The following is a 17591-nucleotide window of genomic DNA, read 5'->3' as shown; positions in this document are numbered from 1 at the left end:
TCATCACCAGCGCTTCGATTCGAAGAAAAACTCCGGCACCGGCAATGCCGCGCCCTGCTCCACTGCGCGGTCATAGACCCGCTTGCCCACCGCCAGATCGAGTACACCGAGGCCAAACGGCGAGAAAATCGTCGGCCGGTCCGGGCTGACTTCCACTTCGCCCAGCATCAGTTGCGCCAGGGTGCCGGTGATGAATGCGCGGTGTTGATAGCGCTGAACGGCCAGATCCGGCGAGGTCTGGGCTTTGAGGCAGTGCTCGACGTCGTCAAGGATGTTATTGGCCTGGGCGATGATGTCCGTCCCCAGATCCCGCAGGGAAATATTGAGCAGGATCTGCTCAGGCCGAAAGCGCTGCTCAATAACATACGGGCTCGGCGCAGTGGTGGCGAAGACCACGACGTCGGCCTGCAACGCGCTATTGAGGTCCACCGCCTGGCAGGTCAGCTCATGCTGCACGGTGGCGTGACCGACAAGTGCGGCGGCTGAATCACTGTGCAGGTCGAACACCTCCAGCGCGTCGATCTGCCAACCATCGCTGACGAACATGTCGAGAATGGTTCGGGCAATGAACCCGGACCCTACCACCGACAAGCGCCCTATCCTGCGCTGCTGCCTGTTCAGCCAGCGCGCCGCCAGCACCGCTGAAGCCGCAGTGCGCATGGCGCTGATCCGCGACGCTTCCAGGCAGGCATAGGCATAACCGCTGCGCGCATCATTGAGGATCAGTACCGCTGAGGCACGTTGCAGACCGGACTCAATGTTGCCGGGGAAACTGGAGATCCACTTGATGCCACTGACCGGTTGCTCACCGGACAGGCTGGCAGGCAGCGCGATAATGCGATTGGCCGGTGCGAGGGGAAAGCGCAGAAAGTAACTGTCGGGGTTGATGCTGCGCCCGGCGTGATGCTCCAGATAGGCCTGCTGGACATCGTCGATGCAAGCCACTGGATCCTCGGCAAGAATCCGCGCAACGGTCTTGCCATCCACCACATGAAAGGCCGATTGCTTCAGACGTGCACTGTGCAAATCGGTGGTCCTGGACGGCTCGATGGGCATGTCATCCAGGGTCATCTGCAACACCTGACGGCCAAAACGCTGCTCGACCCAGTGATCGTAGTAGAGGGTATCGAGGTAACGCTCGCCCCAGTCCGGCGACAACGCAACGACCACCGAACCCGGTTCAATGCGCTCACGCCAGGCATGCACCGCCGCGATGACCGTCGCGGTGGAACCGCCCACCAGCAGACCTTTACTGCGCGCCAATAAACGGCACATGGCAATGGTCCGCTCTTCCGGGACCATTTCCAGATAGTGAATGCCTTCGGCATTGAAAATCGGCGGCCGCTGACTCGTCCCAAGGCCTGGAATGAAACGCTTGCCGGGCGCCGTATCAAAGGTCACCGAGCCCACGCTGTCCACCGCCACAATCGTCGTCGCAGGGTGGTGACGCCGAAAATACTGCACGCAGCCCATCAGGGTGCCGGTGGTCCCCGCGCCAACAAACAGGTAATCCACATGGCCGAAGTGGCGGCCGATGGACTGCGCAGTAGTTCGGGCATGAGCACGCGGATTGGCGGCGTTTTCGTATTGGTTAAGCCACACGTAGCGCGGGTCTGCCGCGACTTTCTGGCGGATCAGCGCGATGCGCGTACCGAGATATCCGCCGTTGGCGTCCAGCGCATCGACCTGGATGACCTCCGCCCCATAGGTCTGCATCAGGCGGATGTTGTGATTGGAACTGTTGGGATCTACTACACACGTGAACCTGATGCCGCGCTCGGCACAGATCATCGCCAGCGCCACCCCCAGATTGCCCGACGAGGATTCGATCAGCACGGTGTCCGCGTTGATCTGACCCCGGCTCTGCAAATCATCGACCAGGCCGACGGCCGTCTTGAGCTTGATCGAGCCCGCAGGATTCAGCGACTCCATTTTTAAAAAGAACTCAGGCCCGATCCCCGCTACTTTGAGAAACGTCTGGTCGTGAACGATTTCGGAAATATTGTTGTACATGAGGGTCACGTCATTCCGTCAGCAGCGGTTCAAGGGTTTGCGCCTGCACGGCGCGTTCGAGGCCCAGCGCGATACGCTCGGCGCGCAATGCCATCAGCGAAAACGACTGACTGTCGCTGATACCGTGGCTGCGTTCGGAGAGTCCATTGACCCACACGTTCACGTCGCACTGGCCCTGGGTGGCGACGCGGTAATCGCGATCAATCACCAGTCCTCCATCCACATCGGCTTTGAGCCACGGCTGCAAATTGCTCAACAGCGGCGGCATGACAGGTTGCTGATAACCGGTCCCCAGCACGATGGCGTCTACCTCCAGCACCTGACTGTGCAAGCTAAAGGTGTCTGTCAGCGTGACCCGGTAACCATCAGTGGTTTTTTCCACCTGGCGGATCTCGCTGTAGCCATGGGTACGCAGGCGTTGGCGGCCGGCGATGGCGTCTTCGTAGATCAACGAGAACAGCTTCTGGCTTTCGTCCGGGTCAATACCGGCGTAGTTGGTCGAACGGCTCCAGCACAGGAAACGCTGGCGGGCGGCAGGGTCCAGGCTGTGGAAGTAATCCACGTGATCCGGCGCGAAAACCCGGTTGGGGAACTGCCCGAGCTGGGTCAGTTTGAAACCCGCAGAACGATGGGCCGAATGCACAAGAAGGTTGCGCTCACGGGCGATCAGCTCGAGTACCGACTCACTGGCGCTCTGGCCGGAGCCGACTACCAGCCAGCGTTTGGGCAATGAGTCACCGAACGCCTGCAAGCGGGTCAGAAATTGCGAGGTGTGGAACAGCGTCGGGCCGAGCAGACCCTGAAATAGTTCAGGGATAGAAGGCGCGCTGCCGCTGGACAGCACGATATTGCGGGTTTCGACACGGCCATTCGGCGTCTCGACGCGCACAGCGCTCAGGCGTCCCTCCTCCATCACCGGCAGGATTTCGCTGACTGGCGCGTTGAACTGCGTTTGACCATCCACCTGGGCCGAGACCCAGCGCAGGTAATCCGACCATTCATGGCGGCTGGCCGGGCGACCTAGCAGGCCGAAATCGAACAGGCGGCCCTTATCCTTGAGGTACATGGCAAACGAAAAGCGGCTGCGCGGATTGCGCGGCGTGACCAGATCACGGAACACGTGATGATTGATGTCGGTGCCGCTGAGCAGCAGTTCGCGATGCCATTGTGTGTCATGGGCGGCTTCAAGAAAACGTACGGAAAGCTCACCGAGCGGCGAACCCGCATCGCGTGCGTCTTCGAAGACACACGACAGCGCGATGCCTGCCGGGCCGAAGCCAATACACACGGCGTCTGCGTGAACGCCCCCTGCTGTTGATGCACTCATTTGCGTCCCATCCATAGTGTTGAAAGGCGTTGCTATTCGGAAATGGGCTGCAGCCCTTGAGGGCCAACCCGCCAGAGGGTGTTAAATGCGCCCCGGCGCTCACCCTGGTCGAAACTGACCTCGCCCATCGGCGTGTTGAAGGTGGTGTGATTGAGCGCATGAAGCAGCTCGGCTCGACGCGAATTGCGGCTGGTCAATGCGCCCAGCACGTGGAACAGCAGCAGGCTTTCCCGGTAGTAGGTTTCAGGCGCAGTTTCAGCGGCTGTTCCGAACAGCGCCGTGTATTGCAAGGTGCCTGGACATGGCTGCGCTTTGGTTTCGGCATTGCCGAAGCCGATTACCCAGGTGTTGCAATCGTCCGCAGCGGCGTTGCCCAGATAGGGCGAAGCGGCGTCATCGGTCAGGATCAGCGGCCGCTGACTGCCCTGGGCGCGACGTCGCTGCCAGTGCTCGCGACTGCTGCGCAGGCGTCCGGCAAACACTTCCACCTGCGCCTGCTCGCGCTCGTCGGTCTTGTGTATGCCGTAATCCCGCGCGGCCCGGGCAATACCCTTGGCAAGGGCTTGTCCGTGAGCGCTGTGGTCGGCGCTGATGTGCAAGGTTTGCCAGCCTTTAACCGCGATCCAGCCGAGCAGATCCCTGGTCAATTGCCGGTCCGACGGACAAAAACGGAACACGTTGTGATGGTCTTGCGTCAGGCAATCGATGGTCGCCGCCGGGGTCAGCAGCGGGATGCCCGATTGCCGATAAACAGGTGCCGCGCTGAACGCCGCGTCGGATGAAAAATGGCCGATCATCAGATCGACGCCGGCGGCCACCATCTGCTCCGCGACCTGCTCGGCACGCACACGATTAGCGCCGTCATCAAGAAAATGCCACTGCACCTGAGCCAGCGCAGGTATGAAGTTTCGCGCTACGCACATCGCCCGTAGAAAAGTTCTGGCGTGGGGGGTGTCCGCAGGATTAAACAAGGCCGACACGCCGACTTTGAGCATCGTCATGGCTGCACTCCAGCGACAACGTCTGCATGTTGCATGGCACGCCTCGAGCAAAGTGCCGACCAGCCGGCGCTGGCTTCCTGACCCAGCAGGCGGCTTTGCATCTGCTCAAAAGCTATCTGAGCGATGCCCGGAGCGAACTTGAAGCCCAGGCCGGACATGCCACTGGCAAGGAACACCGGACTGTCTTCCCCGACAAAGCCCAGCAGCGGGCGACCGTCAGGGCTGTAGCTGTCAAACCCCGGCAGCACGTCAAGCACCTCAGGATGCATGCAGCCGGTGAGCTGGCGCACCCGCTCAACAGCGTTTTGCCGATTGCGCAGGTCGGTGGGTGGCAGATCATCCGGGGATTGCTGCGTGTCGCGAAAGCCACAGCCGGTCTGCACCACCTGACGGGTCAGAGGGATCAGGTAACTCTGGCTGACTGCATCAATCAGCGGCATGCGGCATTCTGTGTCGGTCAGCACCCGGGCCAGCGGAATGGAGCGGGTTTCAAGTTGCAGACCCGGTACCCATTGCCGACTCCAGCCACCGGCCGCCACCACGACCGCACGGCAGCGCAGAGTGCTTTCGTCCAGCCGTATCTGGACCTCGTGAGTTGATTTGCAATCAATGGCGCGTACTTCGCAATGCTCCAGCAACAGGCCATTGCGCCGCACGACATCTGCCAGTAGTTGCGTCGCCAGCCGTACATTGCCGATGCAGGCATGCGGCTCGTACAGATTGACCCGGGCCTGATCCGGGCAATGTGGAAACTGCACGCCGTCCAGTTCGCGACTGGCAATCAGGCGCATGGGATAACGAGGGCTGGCATGCTGCTCGATGGCTCGGCAAAGGTTGTCCATTTGCTCAGGCGCAGCGCGGTAAATGGCGCCGCTGCGCCGCAAGGCCCGGGCGTATGTGTTGGCGAAAATACCGTCGTCCATCAGGTCGATGGAAAACGCAGCCAGGTCCATCAACAGTGGATCAGGGTCATACAGCCGCACCAGTCCGCCGGAAAGCGCACTCGCTCCGCCAGCGCCTGCGGCGCCCTTATCGATCAAGGCCACAGCCAGCCCGGCGGTGCTTAGCCGGGCCGCAATACTGGCGCCGACAATGCCCGCGCCGATTACTGCGACGTCATAGTCCATCAACATGAGGTGTGCGTCCGTTCAAATGCAGTATTCAGCGGCCGAGCCGGTGAGAATCGTTGCGCTGACCCTGTCCAGTGGCAGCTCGAATGACTCGACGATGCGTGCTGCGGTGTCGGGGATCAGCGCCTCACCGGTGACCGCGATGAACGCCGCGAAGTGGCTGACCGGGCGCCCTTCGCCCAGACGGATACGGGCGATGGCAATAACGTCGAGGAGCACGCTCGCCATGGTTTTCATGGAGAACTGTTCCGGCTGGGTGGCCTTGATCCATTGCAGCCGCAGCGCTTCGAGCAATCCGGCGTCAGGTCCACACATGCCGCTCCACCAACTGCCGCGTTGCTGCGCACCTGTCTCAAGCAAAGCAGGGAAAAAATCGCCAAACAGAGCTTCGCGCCAGAGCAGGAAATGCTGCAGACGGAAATCGCCTTCGCATTCCTCCGGCGCAATGCTCGCCAGATACAGCCGGGCGCTGTCGGCACAGGCCTGCCGTGCCAGATCGGCTACCCAGATCGCATGGTTGCGGCTGGTGGATAGATTCAGGCCATCAAGCTTGAGGAACTGGTTGGGCATGAAATGTTGGCGGATTTGCAGATCGTCCAGCACCGACAATAAGGCCGGGTAGACCACCGCGTGGCTGAACACACAGTCGAAACCGAGAAAATGCACCAGCGTGCCCTGCCCCGATTGCCAGTACTGCTGGAACAGTTGAGGTTCGGCTGTCTGAGCGGCATGTTCGCGGAACGCGGCCATGTAACCGGCCAGCCCCATAAACCAGGTGTGTACCCGGCACGAATCACCTTCGGCCAGATCCAGCCCCGCGTCGCCGGGTCGTGTCACGCCCCAGTCGTGCAGATGTTCGAGCGTCTCGGGCAGCCAGCTGTCCAGCGGTTTGCGCCATTTGCGATTGAGCAGGCTGTCGCGTAACGCGGGCTTGAACTGCGCCAGCTTGAGGAATGCCCGATGGCTGTTGCGCCACTGAACCGGCTCACTGCAGAGCTTGCAACGCAGTCCGGTCATCAGTTCGGAGTCGGGAGCCTGAGCGCAGTTTTCACACTGGCTGGCATCGGACTCGGCACCGCAGTAGTTACACATACCACGAGCGAATGCTTCATAGCCCCAGACGTCACAATCCGGGCAGTACGCTTCGCTGGAGTTACGAAATTCGATAACACCCGCCTCACGGGCCTTGTCAAAAACCTCTCGCACCGCATCAGCGAAGAACGCGTTACCGTGGGGCCGCATCCAGTTGTCGGGTCTGATATTGATCGCCGCCAGCGACGCTTCAATCCGGTCGGAATTGCGGCCGGCCAGTTCCACCGGATCCACGCCCTGCTCCAGCCCTTTGCGCAGCATGTACGACTGGTAATCGTCGGAGTAGGAAACCAGTACGCAATCGTGACCCTTTTGGCGCTGGACCCGGGTGAACACATCCGCCCCGAGAAAAGGCCCGGCGATGTGCCCGATGTGCAGGTCCCCATTGGGTGTCGGCGGCGTGATGGTGACAACGAACCTAGTCATTCAGGCACCCCGTGGTTTCGCTGTGCTGCGCGACGAAGTCATTGACGTAGTTCATGTCCCACCAGACCACGTAGAAGTGAAAGTCCTCTTGCGAGTCATTGATGATGTAGTGATTGGTGTGTTTCGGAATCGCCGCGATATCGCCCACGCCGAACTCCAGCTCACGCTCGCCCACGATCAGTCGCGAACGGCCTTTGATGGCGATGAAGATTTCCTGATCGATCTGGGTATGCGCTTCACTACTTGTTCCGGGCCGGACCACGCACCAGCCCCCGGCGAACGGCATGGGATAGCCCTCCCATGGCAGTAAACGACTGCCATCCAGGCCGTACTCATGGACGAGATTATCGAAGCGGGTTTGTCGAAGTATTTCGAACTTCTGCATGTTCAGCCTCCGTGGCTAATTGATGGCCAGGAGCATGCTATCGACGACGAAAAGTGGCTATCGGATCCATTGATATAACAACAGCTGCGTATCGAATTTTTAGATTTTCAGGGCGGCAGGGTCGCGCTTCGAGCGAGGTTTTTATCGTTATCTACATGGGTTAGCTTTTATAAACCAATGCATCTATCAGAAAGCTTTTCTGCGGGAGCAGTCCCGGTTTTTTCGTAGCAAACACGGGATCTGTTGGAGCGAGGCTTGCCCGCGAAGAACGTTAACGCGGTGCGCCTGGCTAACGAGTCGACTGGTTCGCGGGCAAGCCTCGCTCCAACAGAAAACGCATTTAAATCAAGTTAGTTATCTTAAGTTTGATGAGAGCGCACAAGCACCTACAGGTCTCAGTTGCTTCGGGGAGCGACGCCTTCTCAACAACATATAATGACTGGGCACGTACGACTTTTATGTGGCGGCAGGACTACCCATTTAGAAACACCACGAAATACAACGAAAAACCGCGTTATTGACATGAAAGAATTTCATCGAACAGTTACTCTTAAATAATCGAAACTGCAATAAATCACGCCGAAGAGCCATCATGCAAAACCGATAATAGTCACTATCAACTTTCGTAATAGTCCAAATCTTCCGGCCGGTGTTAGTGTTGGCGGCGATGAAGAACATGTTTCAATCGTTTTCTGACTCCGCATCAGAAAGCGCCAGATTGATGCTCCCGCTTCATCACTCCTTTGGTTAAGACTTTCAGCCACCTCACTTTTTGTGCGGTGGCTTTTTTTTGGGTTTTGCCCTGATGTGGTGCTCAGCACTGGAGTCGCACGGCAGTTTCTGGTCTATTAGCCCATCGACTGCCGATTCAAAGCGCACATTCAGCTTCCGCATACAGGTAATTTTTGATGTCTGCCCAACGCTTCAAGCACATCCTCACGACCTTTACCGTTCTCGCGTCCCTGACCGTGGCTGCAAACGCTTCCGCTCACGCGCATCTTGAGAGTCAACTGCCCGCGGCTAAAAGCACTGTCACCAGCCCAAAAGAGCTGCGCCTGCAATTCTCGGAAGGTGTCGAAGAGAAATTCACCAAGGTCACCATCACCTCAACCGCGAAAAGCGGAAAAAACATGGTTGAGCCAGTTCCGGCTATCGCAACCGATCCGGCGGACAAGAAAACCCTGATCGTGACACCCGCAGCACCTTTGGCTGCGGGCGACTACAAGGTTGAATGGCACGCCGTCTCGGTTGATACCCACAAAAGCGAAGGCAGCTACAGTTTTACTGTCAGCCCCTGATCCATGCAGACCGCACTCATCCTGTGTCGTTTTGTGCACTTCTGGGTGCTGTTGACGCTGTTTGGAATGTACCTGTCCCACGACCTGTTGCTGCGCTCACGACTCGCGCGCGGTAAACATCTGCTGCCCAATCGGGTGATGCGCTGGCTTGCCGGGTCAGCACTGATCAGCGCCATTGCCTGGTTGATGCTGACCGCCGCGAGCATGGCAGGCAGTTGGGCGCAGAGCGTTGACCCACAGACCCTACTGCTGGTGCTGAGCCACACATCATTCGGCAAGTTCTGGACCTGGCATATGGCTCTGAATCTGGTGTTGCTGGCGCTGCTGCTCAAGCCGGGTAGCCCGCCTCCCTCATTGCGCCTGCTACTCGCGATCCTGCTTCTGGCTACCTTGGCCCCCGTTGGGCATGTGGCAATGTTCGACGGGTTCTACGGCGGGATGTTGATCCTTAATCAGTTCGTTCACCTGCTCGCGGTCGGCGCCTGGCTGGGTGGTCTTTGCCTGTTGCTGATGTCGCTACTGGTGCCGGGCCGCCACGCAGATATTGATATGCGGGCCGTCCTGCTACGTTTTGGCGGGTTTGGGTACTTCATGGTGGCGCTGATCATCGTGACCGGGCTGATCAACGTCCGCGTCATGAGTGGCGCACCATGGCCTGCACCGGCTTTTTCCGGCTTCGGTCTGGTGCTCGCCGTCAAAGTGAGCATGGTGTTGTGCATGTTGGCGCTGGCCCTGTTCAACAGGTTGATGCTCAGTCGTCACGAGTTACGCCTCGACATCGTGCGAGTGAGCATCATGGTCGAATGCCTGTTTGGCATGGCTGCACTGGCGGCAGTGTCACTGCTGGGAACATTGCCGCCGATGCTTGCCGAATAGGTCGAGTTTGACCGCAAGACTCGGGGTGCAGTCTCTTCGGCCACTGCATAAGCTGGAACTCATTGTATCGGTGCAAGGTATCGGCTCATGACTCGCAACAGATCGTCCTCTTCGGCCACTGAAAATGATCCGCGCTGGCTCTCAGTGCTGGCCCGGGATGCGTCGGCTGACGGGCAGTTTGTCTATGGGGTGCGGACAACCGGCGTGTATTGCCGCCCGAGCAGCCTGTCGCGGCTGCCCAACCCGGACAATGTGGTGTTTTTTGATAACCCGGAGCAGGCGGAAGCGGCCGGTTATCGGCCCAGCAAACGCATAGCAGCCGACCAAAGCCACGTTGCTCAACAGCATGCTGCCCTGGTGGCCAGCGCCTGTCGCTGCATTGAACAGGCTGAGTCGGCCCCCAGCCTCAAAGCGCTGGCGCAGGATGCGGGGCTAAGTCCGTACCACTTCCACAGGGTGTTCAAAACCGTCACCGGCCTGACACCCAAGGCTTACGCCGATGCGCATCGAGCAAAAAGGATACGCCAGCAACTGAGCTCGGGCGGCTCGATCACCGACGCGCTGTACGATGCAGGTTTCAACTCCAGCAGCCGTTTTTACGCTGCATCGGATGCGCTGCTCGGCATGAAACCGGCCCAGTATCGTCAGGGCGGTAACGACACAGAGATTCGCTTCGCCATCGGTGAGTGCTCATTAGGCTCGATTCTGGTGGCTCAAAGTCAGCGCGGCGTTTGCGCCATTCTGCTTGGCGATGATCCGGAAGTTTTAGTGCGGGACTTTCAGGATCAATTTCGCCAGGCCACATTGGTCGGTGCGGACGATGACTTCGAGCAGATGATCGCCAACGTGGTGGGCTTTATCGAATCGCCGAACCTGGGTCTGGACCTTCCGCTGGACATGCGGGGCACGGCGTTTCAACAGCGGGTGTGGCTGGCGCTCAAAGACATTCCGCCTGGCAGCACCGCCAGTTATGCGCAAATCGCTCAGCGCATCGGCGCCCCGAAATCCTTCCGTGCAGTGGCCATGGCCTGCGGTGCCAACCAACTGGCAGTGGCCATTCCCTGCCATCGAGTGGTGCGCAGCGACGGCAGTCTTTCAGGGTATCGATGGGGCGTTGAGCGCAAGCAGCAGTTGCTGGATCGGGAGGTTGAACTGGCACGAGAGCCCGGCGTTGCGCTGTCGCTCAAAGAAAGCCAGTAATCCGCAGGACACCGCTATTGCGCTCCAAACACCGGCCCCTGTAGGAGTGAGCTTGCTCGCGATAGCGGTAGACCCGTTGAGAAATTACCGCCCGCCTGACGCTATCGCGAGCAAGCTCACTCCTACAGGGGGGCATATTTGCTGCACGACAGCGCTCGGGGACACCTCCTACCGGTTCACATCCACTACCACCCTGCCCCTGACCTCACCCGCCAATAGCTTCGGCGCAATATCGACAACCTCGCTCAAGCCGATTTCACGACTGATCAGTGGCAGCAACGATAGATCCAGGTCGGTTGCCAGCCTCTCCCACGCGGCGATCCGGTCGGCACGAGGACGGGTGACGCTGTCGATGCCCGCGAGGGTGATGCCGCGCAGAATGAATGGCGCCACAGACGCTGGAAAGTCCATACCCTGGGCCAGTCCGCACGCAGCGACGGTGCCGCGATAGCGCGTAGCGGCGCAGATATTGGCAAGGGTGTGGCTGCCGATCGAATCAATGGCGCCTGCCCAACGCTCCTTGCTCAACGGACGACCCGGCCCGGACAGGGTCTTGCGATCGATCACCTCAGCCGCACCCAATTGTTCAAGGTAAGCGGTTTCATTCAGACGCCCGGTGGATGCCACCACCCGATACCCCAGCCGGGACAGGATCGCTACGGCAAAGCTGCCCACGCCGCCGTTGGCCCCAGTGACCAGCACATCACCCTTGTCAGGGGTTACGCCGTTACTCTCCAACGCCATCACTGCGAGCATTGCCGTGTAACCTGCGGTGCCGATGGCCATGGCTTGTGCAGCACTGAACGTGTCGGGCAGTTTAATCAGCCATTTGCCCTGTAAGCGGGTTTTCTGCGCCAGCCCGCCCCAATGCCCTTCACCGACTCCCCAGCCGTTGAGCACCACTTGGTCGCCCACCGCAAAATCAGGGTCACTGCTGGCAGTGACGGTGCCAGCCAGATCGACACCCGGCACCATCGGAAAACTGCGCACAATTGGCCCATCACCGGTAATTGCCAGCCCGTCTTTGTAGTTGAGCGTGCTGTAGGCGACGTCCACTGTCACGTCGCCTTCGGGCAGCGAATCCTCGCTCAACTCAGCCAGCCTTGAACGATAGCCGTTGTCGTCTTTTTCGATGAGGATGCCTTTGAACATGGGTGCCTCCAATTTAGACCGATCGTCTTTTAATAGCCAAAAAGGTTCATTGCGGTAGCCCGCGCAGAAACCCCGTGATGAAGGTGTTGAGTGGCGCATCGCTGGCAACCAGACGCGCCCGCAACACCGCACCTTCCCAACCAATCCAGAAGAATGCCGCCAGCTCATCGCAATCTGCACCGCGAGCCAGTTCGCCATGGGCTTGAGCAGCCCGGAAACAGGCACTCAAGCGCGCTTGCCAGTCGAGAAAGATGCCTTCCAGGATGTCCCGGAAGCCTTCCGGCAACAGACAGACTTCCTGCCCCAGGTTGCCCACCAGACAGCCGCGGCGATATTCATGACGGGCCATGCCGGTCTTGGCGTTTTGCACGAAGCCGACCAGACGCTCAAGTGGAGTCAGGGTTTCATCCAGCAGCCAGCGATCAAGCCTTTGCGAGAAGTAACCGGCGTAGTTGTTCAGCACCGCATGGCCGAAGGCTTCTTTGCTGGGAAAGTAGTGATAGAACGAGCCCTTGGGCACGCCAACCCGCTTGAGGATGTAGTCGATGCCAGTGGCCGTGAAGCCCTGTTCGGTGAGCACTTCGGTGCCGCAGCGAATCAGCGCTTCACGGGTCTCGAAGTTCTCTCTGTCGACCTTGGGCGGGCGGCCTGGACGGCGTTTCAATTCAGGTGCATTCATGATGCGCAATATTAGACCGATCGTCTTTTATGTCAATACGCTTACCCCGGTGGTTGCCAAACGCCCCGCGCCGACGCTCAATAGCGCCTCGAACAACTATTCAAAAAGCCCTTCAACCACATCGCATGGAGCCGTCTATGAGCGCCTGGCCTGATACCCGTATCCTCGACCTGTTTGGCATTCAACTGCCGATTCTTCTTGGGCCCATGGCGGGTGCTGGCGGTTCGGCACTAGCCATTGCGGTAGGCAACGCGGGCGGCCTGGCCTCCCTTGCCTGTGCGATGCTGGGCCCGCAGCAGATTCGCGATGAAGTGGCCCTCATCCGTCAGCACAGCACTGCCCCGCTGAACCTCAATTTCTTCTGCCACCAGCCACCGCAGGATGACCCGCAAAGCCACGTACGCTGGAAGGAAGCGCTGCAGCCTTACTATCAGGAGCTCGGCGCAGATTATGACGCACCGCCACCTGTCTCCAGCCGAGCACCTTTCGATGCTGTCAGTTGTGAGCTGGTCGAAGCATTGAAACCTGAAGTGGTCAGTTTTCACTTCGGCCTGCCCGAAACCGCCTTGCTTTTGCGGGTCAAGGCCACCGGAGCCAAGGTCATTGCGTGCGCCACCACCGTCGCCGAAGCCGTCTGGCTGGAGAGCCACGGCTGCGACGCGATCATTGCCATGGGCTACGAGGCTGGCGGGCACCGCGGGATGTTCCTCAGCACTGAACTGGACACACAGGTGGGGACCATGGCCCTGGTACCGCAGATCGTCGACGCAGTCAGCGTGCCGGTGATTGCCGCCGGGGGAATCGCTGACGGCCGTGGAGTCGCAGCCGCCTTCATGTTGGGCGCGTCAGCAGTACAGGTCGGTACGGCCTACCTGTTCTGCGCGGAGGCCAAAGTCAGCAAGCCTCACTACCAGGCGCTGCGGACCGCTGACGAAAGCCAGACCGCACTGACCAATATTTTTACCGGCCGCCCGGCGCGGGGCATTGTCAATCGGATCATGTCGGAACTGGGCCCGATGAGCCCTTTGGCACCGGCTTTTCCTCTGGCCGGAGGTGCGCTAATGCCGTTGCGAGCGATTGCTGAACCGCAGGGCAATGGCGATTTCATGAATCTCTGGGCTGGCCAGGCGGTCGGGATCAAGCATGAGCAGGGTGCCGAAGATTTGACCCGCATGATTGCCAATCGGGCGCTGGAAAAACTGACCCATTCATAAACTTAGCTTCCATGGGGTCTGACCTCGCTATATATTCCGTTATATAGCGAACGCCCCGACATTGAGGTCGTTCGGATACCGACTACGCCATGGAGCTGTTCAATGCGCACGTTTCACAAAAGCCTCACCTTCAAATCCCTGACGAGTGTCATTGCCGCACTGGCGATGGGCTCCGCCTTCGCTGACGAAGTCCAGGTCGCGGTTGCCGCGAACTTCACCGCGCCAATTCAGGCCATCGCCAAGGATTTCGAGGCTGACACCGGACATAAGCTGGTGGCGTCATTCGGCTCCACCGGGCAGATCTACACCCAGATCAAGAACGGCGCGCCGTTCGAAGTTTTCCTCTCCGCCGACGACAGCACCCCGGCCAAGCTGGAAAATGAAGGCGATATCGTCAAAGGCTCACGCTTCACCTACGCCGTTGGCACCCTTGCCTTGTGGTCCGCGAAGGAAGGCTACGTGGACGCCAAAGGCGACGTCCTCAAGAAAAATCAATATCAGCATCTGTCCATCGCCAACCCGAAAGCCGCACCTTACGGCCTTGCCGCTACCCAGGTACTGGCCAAACTGGGCCTGACTGACGCAACCAAACCGAAAATCGTTGAAGGCCAAAGCATCACTCAGGCCTATCAATTCGTTTCCACCGGCAACGCCGAGCTGGGTTTCGTGGCCCTGTCACAGATCTACAAAGACGGTAAAGTGACCGGCGGTTCGGCGTGGATCGTACCGGCCGAGCTGCACGATCCGATCAAACAGGATGCCGTGATCCTTAACAAAGGCAAAGACAACGCCGCTGCCAAGGCGCTGGTTGAATACCTGAAGGGTCCTAAAGCGGCTGCCGTGATCAAGTCCTTCGGATACCAACTGTAAGATGCCCCTCGACAGTACCGACTTTGCTGCAATCTGGTTGACCCTGAAACTGGCGTCGCTGACCACCTTGATTCTTCTGGTGATCGGCACGCCCATCGCTCTGTGGCTGGCACACACTCGCTCGTGGCTCAAAGGCCCTGTCGGCGCCATTGTCGCCCTGCCTCTGGTGCTGCCGCCGACGGTGATCGGGTTTTACCTGCTGTTGCTGCTCGGCCCCAACGGTACTGTCGGTCAGTTGACTCAAAGCCTGGGCCTGGGAACCCTGACGTTCAGCTTTCCTGGTCTGGTCATCGGTTCGGTGCTGTACTCCATGCCCTTCGTAGTACAGCCGCTGCACAACGCTTTTGCTGCTATCGGCGCGCGTCCGCTTGAAGTGGCGGCAACCTTGCGAGCCAATCCCTGGGACACCTTCTTCAGCGTCGTATTGCCCTTGGCAAAACCCGGTTTTATTACCGGTGCGATTCTTGGCTTCGCGCATACCGTGGGTGAATTTGGCGTGGTACTGATGATCGGCGGCAATATCCCCGAGAAAACCCGCGTCGTGTCAGTGCAGATTTTCGATCACGTAGAGTCCATGGAGTACCTGCAAGCCCACTGGCTCGCTGGCTCAATGGTGGTGTTCTCATTCCTGGTTCTTCTGGCGCTCTATTCCAGCGGCAAGACCAAAACGGCCTGGAGCTGATTCATGAGTGCAGAGATTCAGGTCCGTCTGCAGGTGAGGTACCCGGAATTCAGCGTGGACGTCGACCTGGTTTTACCCGGCCGCGGCGTGACAGCGCTTTACGGGCACTCAGGTTCCGGCAAGACCACCTGCCTGCGTTGTATCGCCGGTCTGGAGAAGCCCGAGTCCGGGCTTATCCGGATCAATGACGAAGTCTGGCAGGACACGGCCAACGGTCTGTTCGTCCCGCCACACAAACGCGCCCTGGGCTATGTCTTTCAGGAAGCCAGCCTGTTCCCGCATTTGTCCGTGCGCGGCAATCTGGAGTTTGGCCTGCGGCGCATTCCCGCCGATCAGCGTCATGTGGATCTGCAGCACGCGACGCAGTTGCTGGGCATCGAGCACTTGCTCGAACGACGCCCCGACAAACTCTCCGGTGGTGAACGGCAACGGATCGGTATCGCCCGGGCGCTGCTGACCAGCCCGCGCCTGCTGCTGCTCGATGAGCCGCTGGCAGCCCTGGACAGCAAGCGCAAAAGCGAAATCCTGCCTTATCTGGAACGCCTGCACGATGAGCTGGACATTCCCATGCTCTACGTCAGCCACTCGCAGGACGAAGTGGCGCGGCTGGCTGATCATCTGGTGCTGATGAGCGACGGCAAGGCATTGGCCAGCGGCCCGATTGGTGAAACCCTGGCGCGGCTGGATCTGCCCATGGCCATGGGCGACGACGCGGGCGTGGTGATTGAAGGCACGGTGATTGCCCACAATGCCGAGTATCAATTACTCAGCGTCGCCCTGCCCCACAGCGATCTGCAAATGCGTCTTGCCCATACACCACTGCCATCAGGCAAAGCGCTGCGCTTCAAGGTTCAAGCCCGGGACATCAGCCTCAGTCTGGAACCCGGCCACCAAAGCAGCATTCTCAATCGCTTGCCGGTCACGGTTGTCAGCGAGATTCCCGCAGACAATGCCGCGCATGTGCTGGTCCGTCTCGACGCAGCCGGTACGCCGTTGCTGGCACGTATCACCCGTTATTCCCGCGATCAGTTGCAGCTCGTGCCGGGGCGACAGCTCTGGGCGCAGATCAAATCGGTAGCGGTGCTGGCCTGAGCGTAAATACTGGGCACCCTTGAGAAACAGCGCGGTCAATCCAATTACCTGCCCTGTGGATTGAACCCATGCCTGACTCGACCGTTATCGACCAACTGCCGCCGGACCTGCATTACGTTGAGGATACCCAGGCGGGTTTCAGCCGAAAGATCCTGCGGGGCAAGTTCGTTTACTTCGACAAAGACGGCCAACGGATTCGTGACGAAGCGGAAATCAAACGAATCAACGCACTGGTCATCCCCCCGGCTTATACCGATGTATGGATTTGTCCCGATCCGCGCGGGCACTTGCAGGCCACGGGTCGCGACGCGCGCGGACGCAAGCAATACCGCTATCACGCACGGTGGCGTGAAGTTCGCGATGAGAACAAATACTCACGCATGATCGAATTCGGTCTGGCCTTGCCCAAGGTCCGCAAGAAGATCGAAGCGCAGCTCGCCGAACCCGGGATTGGCCGGGACAAGGTCATGGCCACGGTTGTCTCGTTGCTTGATGCCACGCTGATCCGTATCGGTAACAGCCAGTACGCGCGGGATAACCGTTCCTACGGCTTGACCACGCTGCGCAACAAGCACGTCGAAGTACATGGCAACGACATCCTGTTCCAGTTTCGCGGCAAAAGCGGCGTCGAACACCAGATCAATGTGACTGACCGACGCCTGGCCAAGGTCATCAAACGCTGCATGGAATTGCCCGGCCAGAACCTGTTCCAGTACCTGGATGACAACGGCGAGCGCCATACCGTGAGTTCTTCAGATATCAACGCGTACCTGCAAAAGCTCACGGGCTCGGATTTCACAGCGAAGGACTACCGAACCTGGGCAGGCAGCGCGCTGGCACTCGCCACCCTACGCAAACTGCACTGGGAACCGGAGGCCGACGCAAAAAAACACATTGTCGATATGGTGAAGCAGGTCGCCAGGCAACTGGGCAATACCCCGGCTGTCTGCCGCAAGTGCTACATCCATCCTGCTGTGCTGGAAGGCTTTTTGCTGGGAGAGCTTGCGCTGATACCGAAGTCCCGACAACGTAAAGGCTTGCGCCATGAAGAGGTAGCGCTGGCCATTTATCTCCAGAGCCTCGCGGAAAAAGTGCTGGCGGAATCCTCAGGCAGCGCCTGACCCGTCAGTGCCTGCTGCCTCTCACGCTATTGA

17 protein-coding genes are annotated in these 17591 nt (G+C 59.4%); 9 read left to right on the top strand and 8 right to left on the bottom strand.

What is annotated here, in order from left to right:
- Positions 1-3: 3 nt before the first annotated feature.
- Genes sbnB through K3169_RS14635 form a run of 6 tightly spaced genes read right to left on the bottom strand, consistent with a single transcriptional unit; the run spans position 4 to position 7374 of the window.
- Complete coding sequence (gene sbnB / locus K3169_RS14660) at positions 4-2013, bottom strand: 2,3-diaminopropionate biosynthesis protein SbnB (RefSeq protein WP_263272141.1); 2010 nt, start codon at positions 2011-2013, stop codon at positions 4-6.
- Positions 2014-2023: 10 nt separating this feature from the next.
- A complete protein-coding gene (locus K3169_RS14655; protein WP_263272139.1) occupies positions 2024-3340 on the bottom strand; it encodes a SidA/IucD/PvdA family monooxygenase in 1317 nt (438 codons plus the stop codon).
- Positions 3341-3372: 32 nt separating this feature from the next.
- A complete protein-coding gene (locus tag K3169_RS14650; RefSeq protein ID WP_263272138.1) occupies positions 3373-4341 on the bottom strand; it encodes an ABC transporter substrate-binding protein in 969 nt (322 codons plus the stop codon).
- Positions 4338-5474, bottom strand: coding sequence for an NAD(P)/FAD-dependent oxidoreductase (locus K3169_RS14645; RefSeq protein WP_263272136.1), 1137 nt, complete (start codon positions 5472-5474; stop codon positions 4338-4340). Before K3169_RS14645 ends, K3169_RS14650 begins: the two co-directional genes overlap by 4 nt.
- 15 nt (positions 5475-5489) lie before the next feature.
- The gene (locus K3169_RS14640; protein WP_263272135.1) at positions 5490-6989 is read right to left on the bottom strand and encodes a methionine--tRNA ligase; all 1500 of its coding nucleotides are present in this window, start codon (positions 6987-6989) and stop codon (positions 5490-5492) included.
- Positions 6982-7374 (bottom strand): cupin domain-containing protein, encoded by a 393-nt coding sequence (locus K3169_RS14635; RefSeq protein WP_122398310.1) that lies wholly within the window; start codon positions 7372-7374, stop codon positions 6982-6984. Before K3169_RS14635 ends, K3169_RS14640 begins: the two co-directional genes overlap by 8 nt.
- Positions 7375-8282: 908 nt before the next feature.
- Between K3169_RS14635 and copC the strand changes: the two genes are divergently transcribed.
- From copC to ada, 3 genes are all read left to right on the top strand, one after another.
- On the top strand, positions 8283-8672 hold the full coding sequence (gene copC, locus K3169_RS14630) for a copper homeostasis periplasmic binding protein CopC (RefSeq protein ID WP_027898553.1): 390 nt from the start codon (positions 8283-8285) through the stop codon (positions 8670-8672).
- A gap of 3 nt (positions 8673-8675) precedes the next feature.
- Positions 8676-9548, top strand: a complete 873-nt coding sequence (copD, locus tag K3169_RS14625) for a copper homeostasis membrane protein CopD (RefSeq protein WP_263272134.1) — start codon at positions 8676-8678, stop codon at positions 9546-9548.
- An 87-nt stretch (positions 9549-9635) separates the two neighbouring features.
- Positions 9636-10748, top strand: a complete 1113-nt coding sequence (ada, locus tag K3169_RS14620; RefSeq protein ID WP_263272133.1) for a bifunctional DNA-binding transcriptional regulator/O6-methylguanine-DNA methyltransferase Ada — start codon at positions 9636-9638, stop codon at positions 10746-10748.
- Positions 10749-10916: 168 nt separating this feature from the next.
- On the opposite strand, the gene K3169_RS14615 is transcribed toward ada, so the two are convergent.
- Both K3169_RS14615 and K3169_RS14610 read right to left on the bottom strand, forming a co-directional pair.
- A complete protein-coding gene (locus tag K3169_RS14615; RefSeq protein WP_263272132.1) occupies positions 10917-11900 on the bottom strand; it encodes an MDR family oxidoreductase in 984 nt (327 codons plus the stop codon).
- A gap of 46 nt (positions 11901-11946) precedes the next feature.
- Positions 11947-12579 (bottom strand): TetR/AcrR family transcriptional regulator, encoded by a 633-nt coding sequence (locus K3169_RS14610; protein ID WP_263272131.1) that lies wholly within the window; start codon positions 12577-12579, stop codon positions 11947-11949.
- Between K3169_RS14610 and K3169_RS14605 the strand changes: the two genes are divergently transcribed.
- From K3169_RS14605 to K3169_RS14580, 6 genes are all read left to right on the top strand, one after another.
- On the top strand, positions 12578-12733 hold the full coding sequence (locus tag K3169_RS14605) for a hypothetical protein (protein ID WP_263272129.1): 156 nt from the start codon (positions 12578-12580) through the stop codon (positions 12731-12733). The genes K3169_RS14610 and K3169_RS14605 overlap by 2 nt on opposite strands.
- Positions 12717-13793 (top strand): NAD(P)H-dependent flavin oxidoreductase, encoded by a 1077-nt coding sequence (locus K3169_RS14600; RefSeq protein WP_263272127.1) that lies wholly within the window; start codon positions 12717-12719, stop codon positions 13791-13793. The genes K3169_RS14605 and K3169_RS14600 overlap by 17 nt, the downstream gene beginning before the upstream one ends.
- 165 nt (positions 13794-13958) lie before the next feature.
- Positions 13959-14663, top strand: a complete 705-nt coding sequence (gene modA / locus K3169_RS14595; RefSeq protein WP_263272290.1) for a molybdate ABC transporter substrate-binding protein — start codon at positions 13959-13961, stop codon at positions 14661-14663.
- A 1-nt stretch (position 14664) separates the two neighbouring features.
- Entirely contained in the window at positions 14665-15345 is a 681-nt protein-coding gene (gene modB, locus K3169_RS14590; protein ID WP_263272125.1) for a molybdate ABC transporter permease subunit, read from the top strand.
- A 3-nt stretch (positions 15346-15348) separates the two neighbouring features.
- On the top strand, positions 15349-16437 hold the full coding sequence (modC, locus tag K3169_RS14585) for a molybdenum ABC transporter ATP-binding protein (protein ID WP_263272123.1): 1089 nt from the start codon (positions 15349-15351) through the stop codon (positions 16435-16437).
- A 68-nt stretch (positions 16438-16505) separates the two neighbouring features.
- On the top strand, positions 16506-17558 hold the full coding sequence (locus K3169_RS14580) for a DNA topoisomerase IB (RefSeq protein ID WP_027898562.1): 1053 nt from the start codon (positions 16506-16508) through the stop codon (positions 17556-17558).
- The last annotated feature ends 33 nt before the right edge of the window (positions 17559-17591 follow it).

The organism is Pseudomonas phytophila (assembly GCF_025643095.1).
GTDB classification, from domain to species: domain Bacteria; phylum Pseudomonadota; class Gammaproteobacteria; order Pseudomonadales; family Pseudomonadaceae; genus Aquipseudomonas; species Aquipseudomonas quasicaspiana.
Note: the sequence above shows the minus strand (reverse complement) of the source record. Positions and strands in the feature narration are given on the sequence as shown.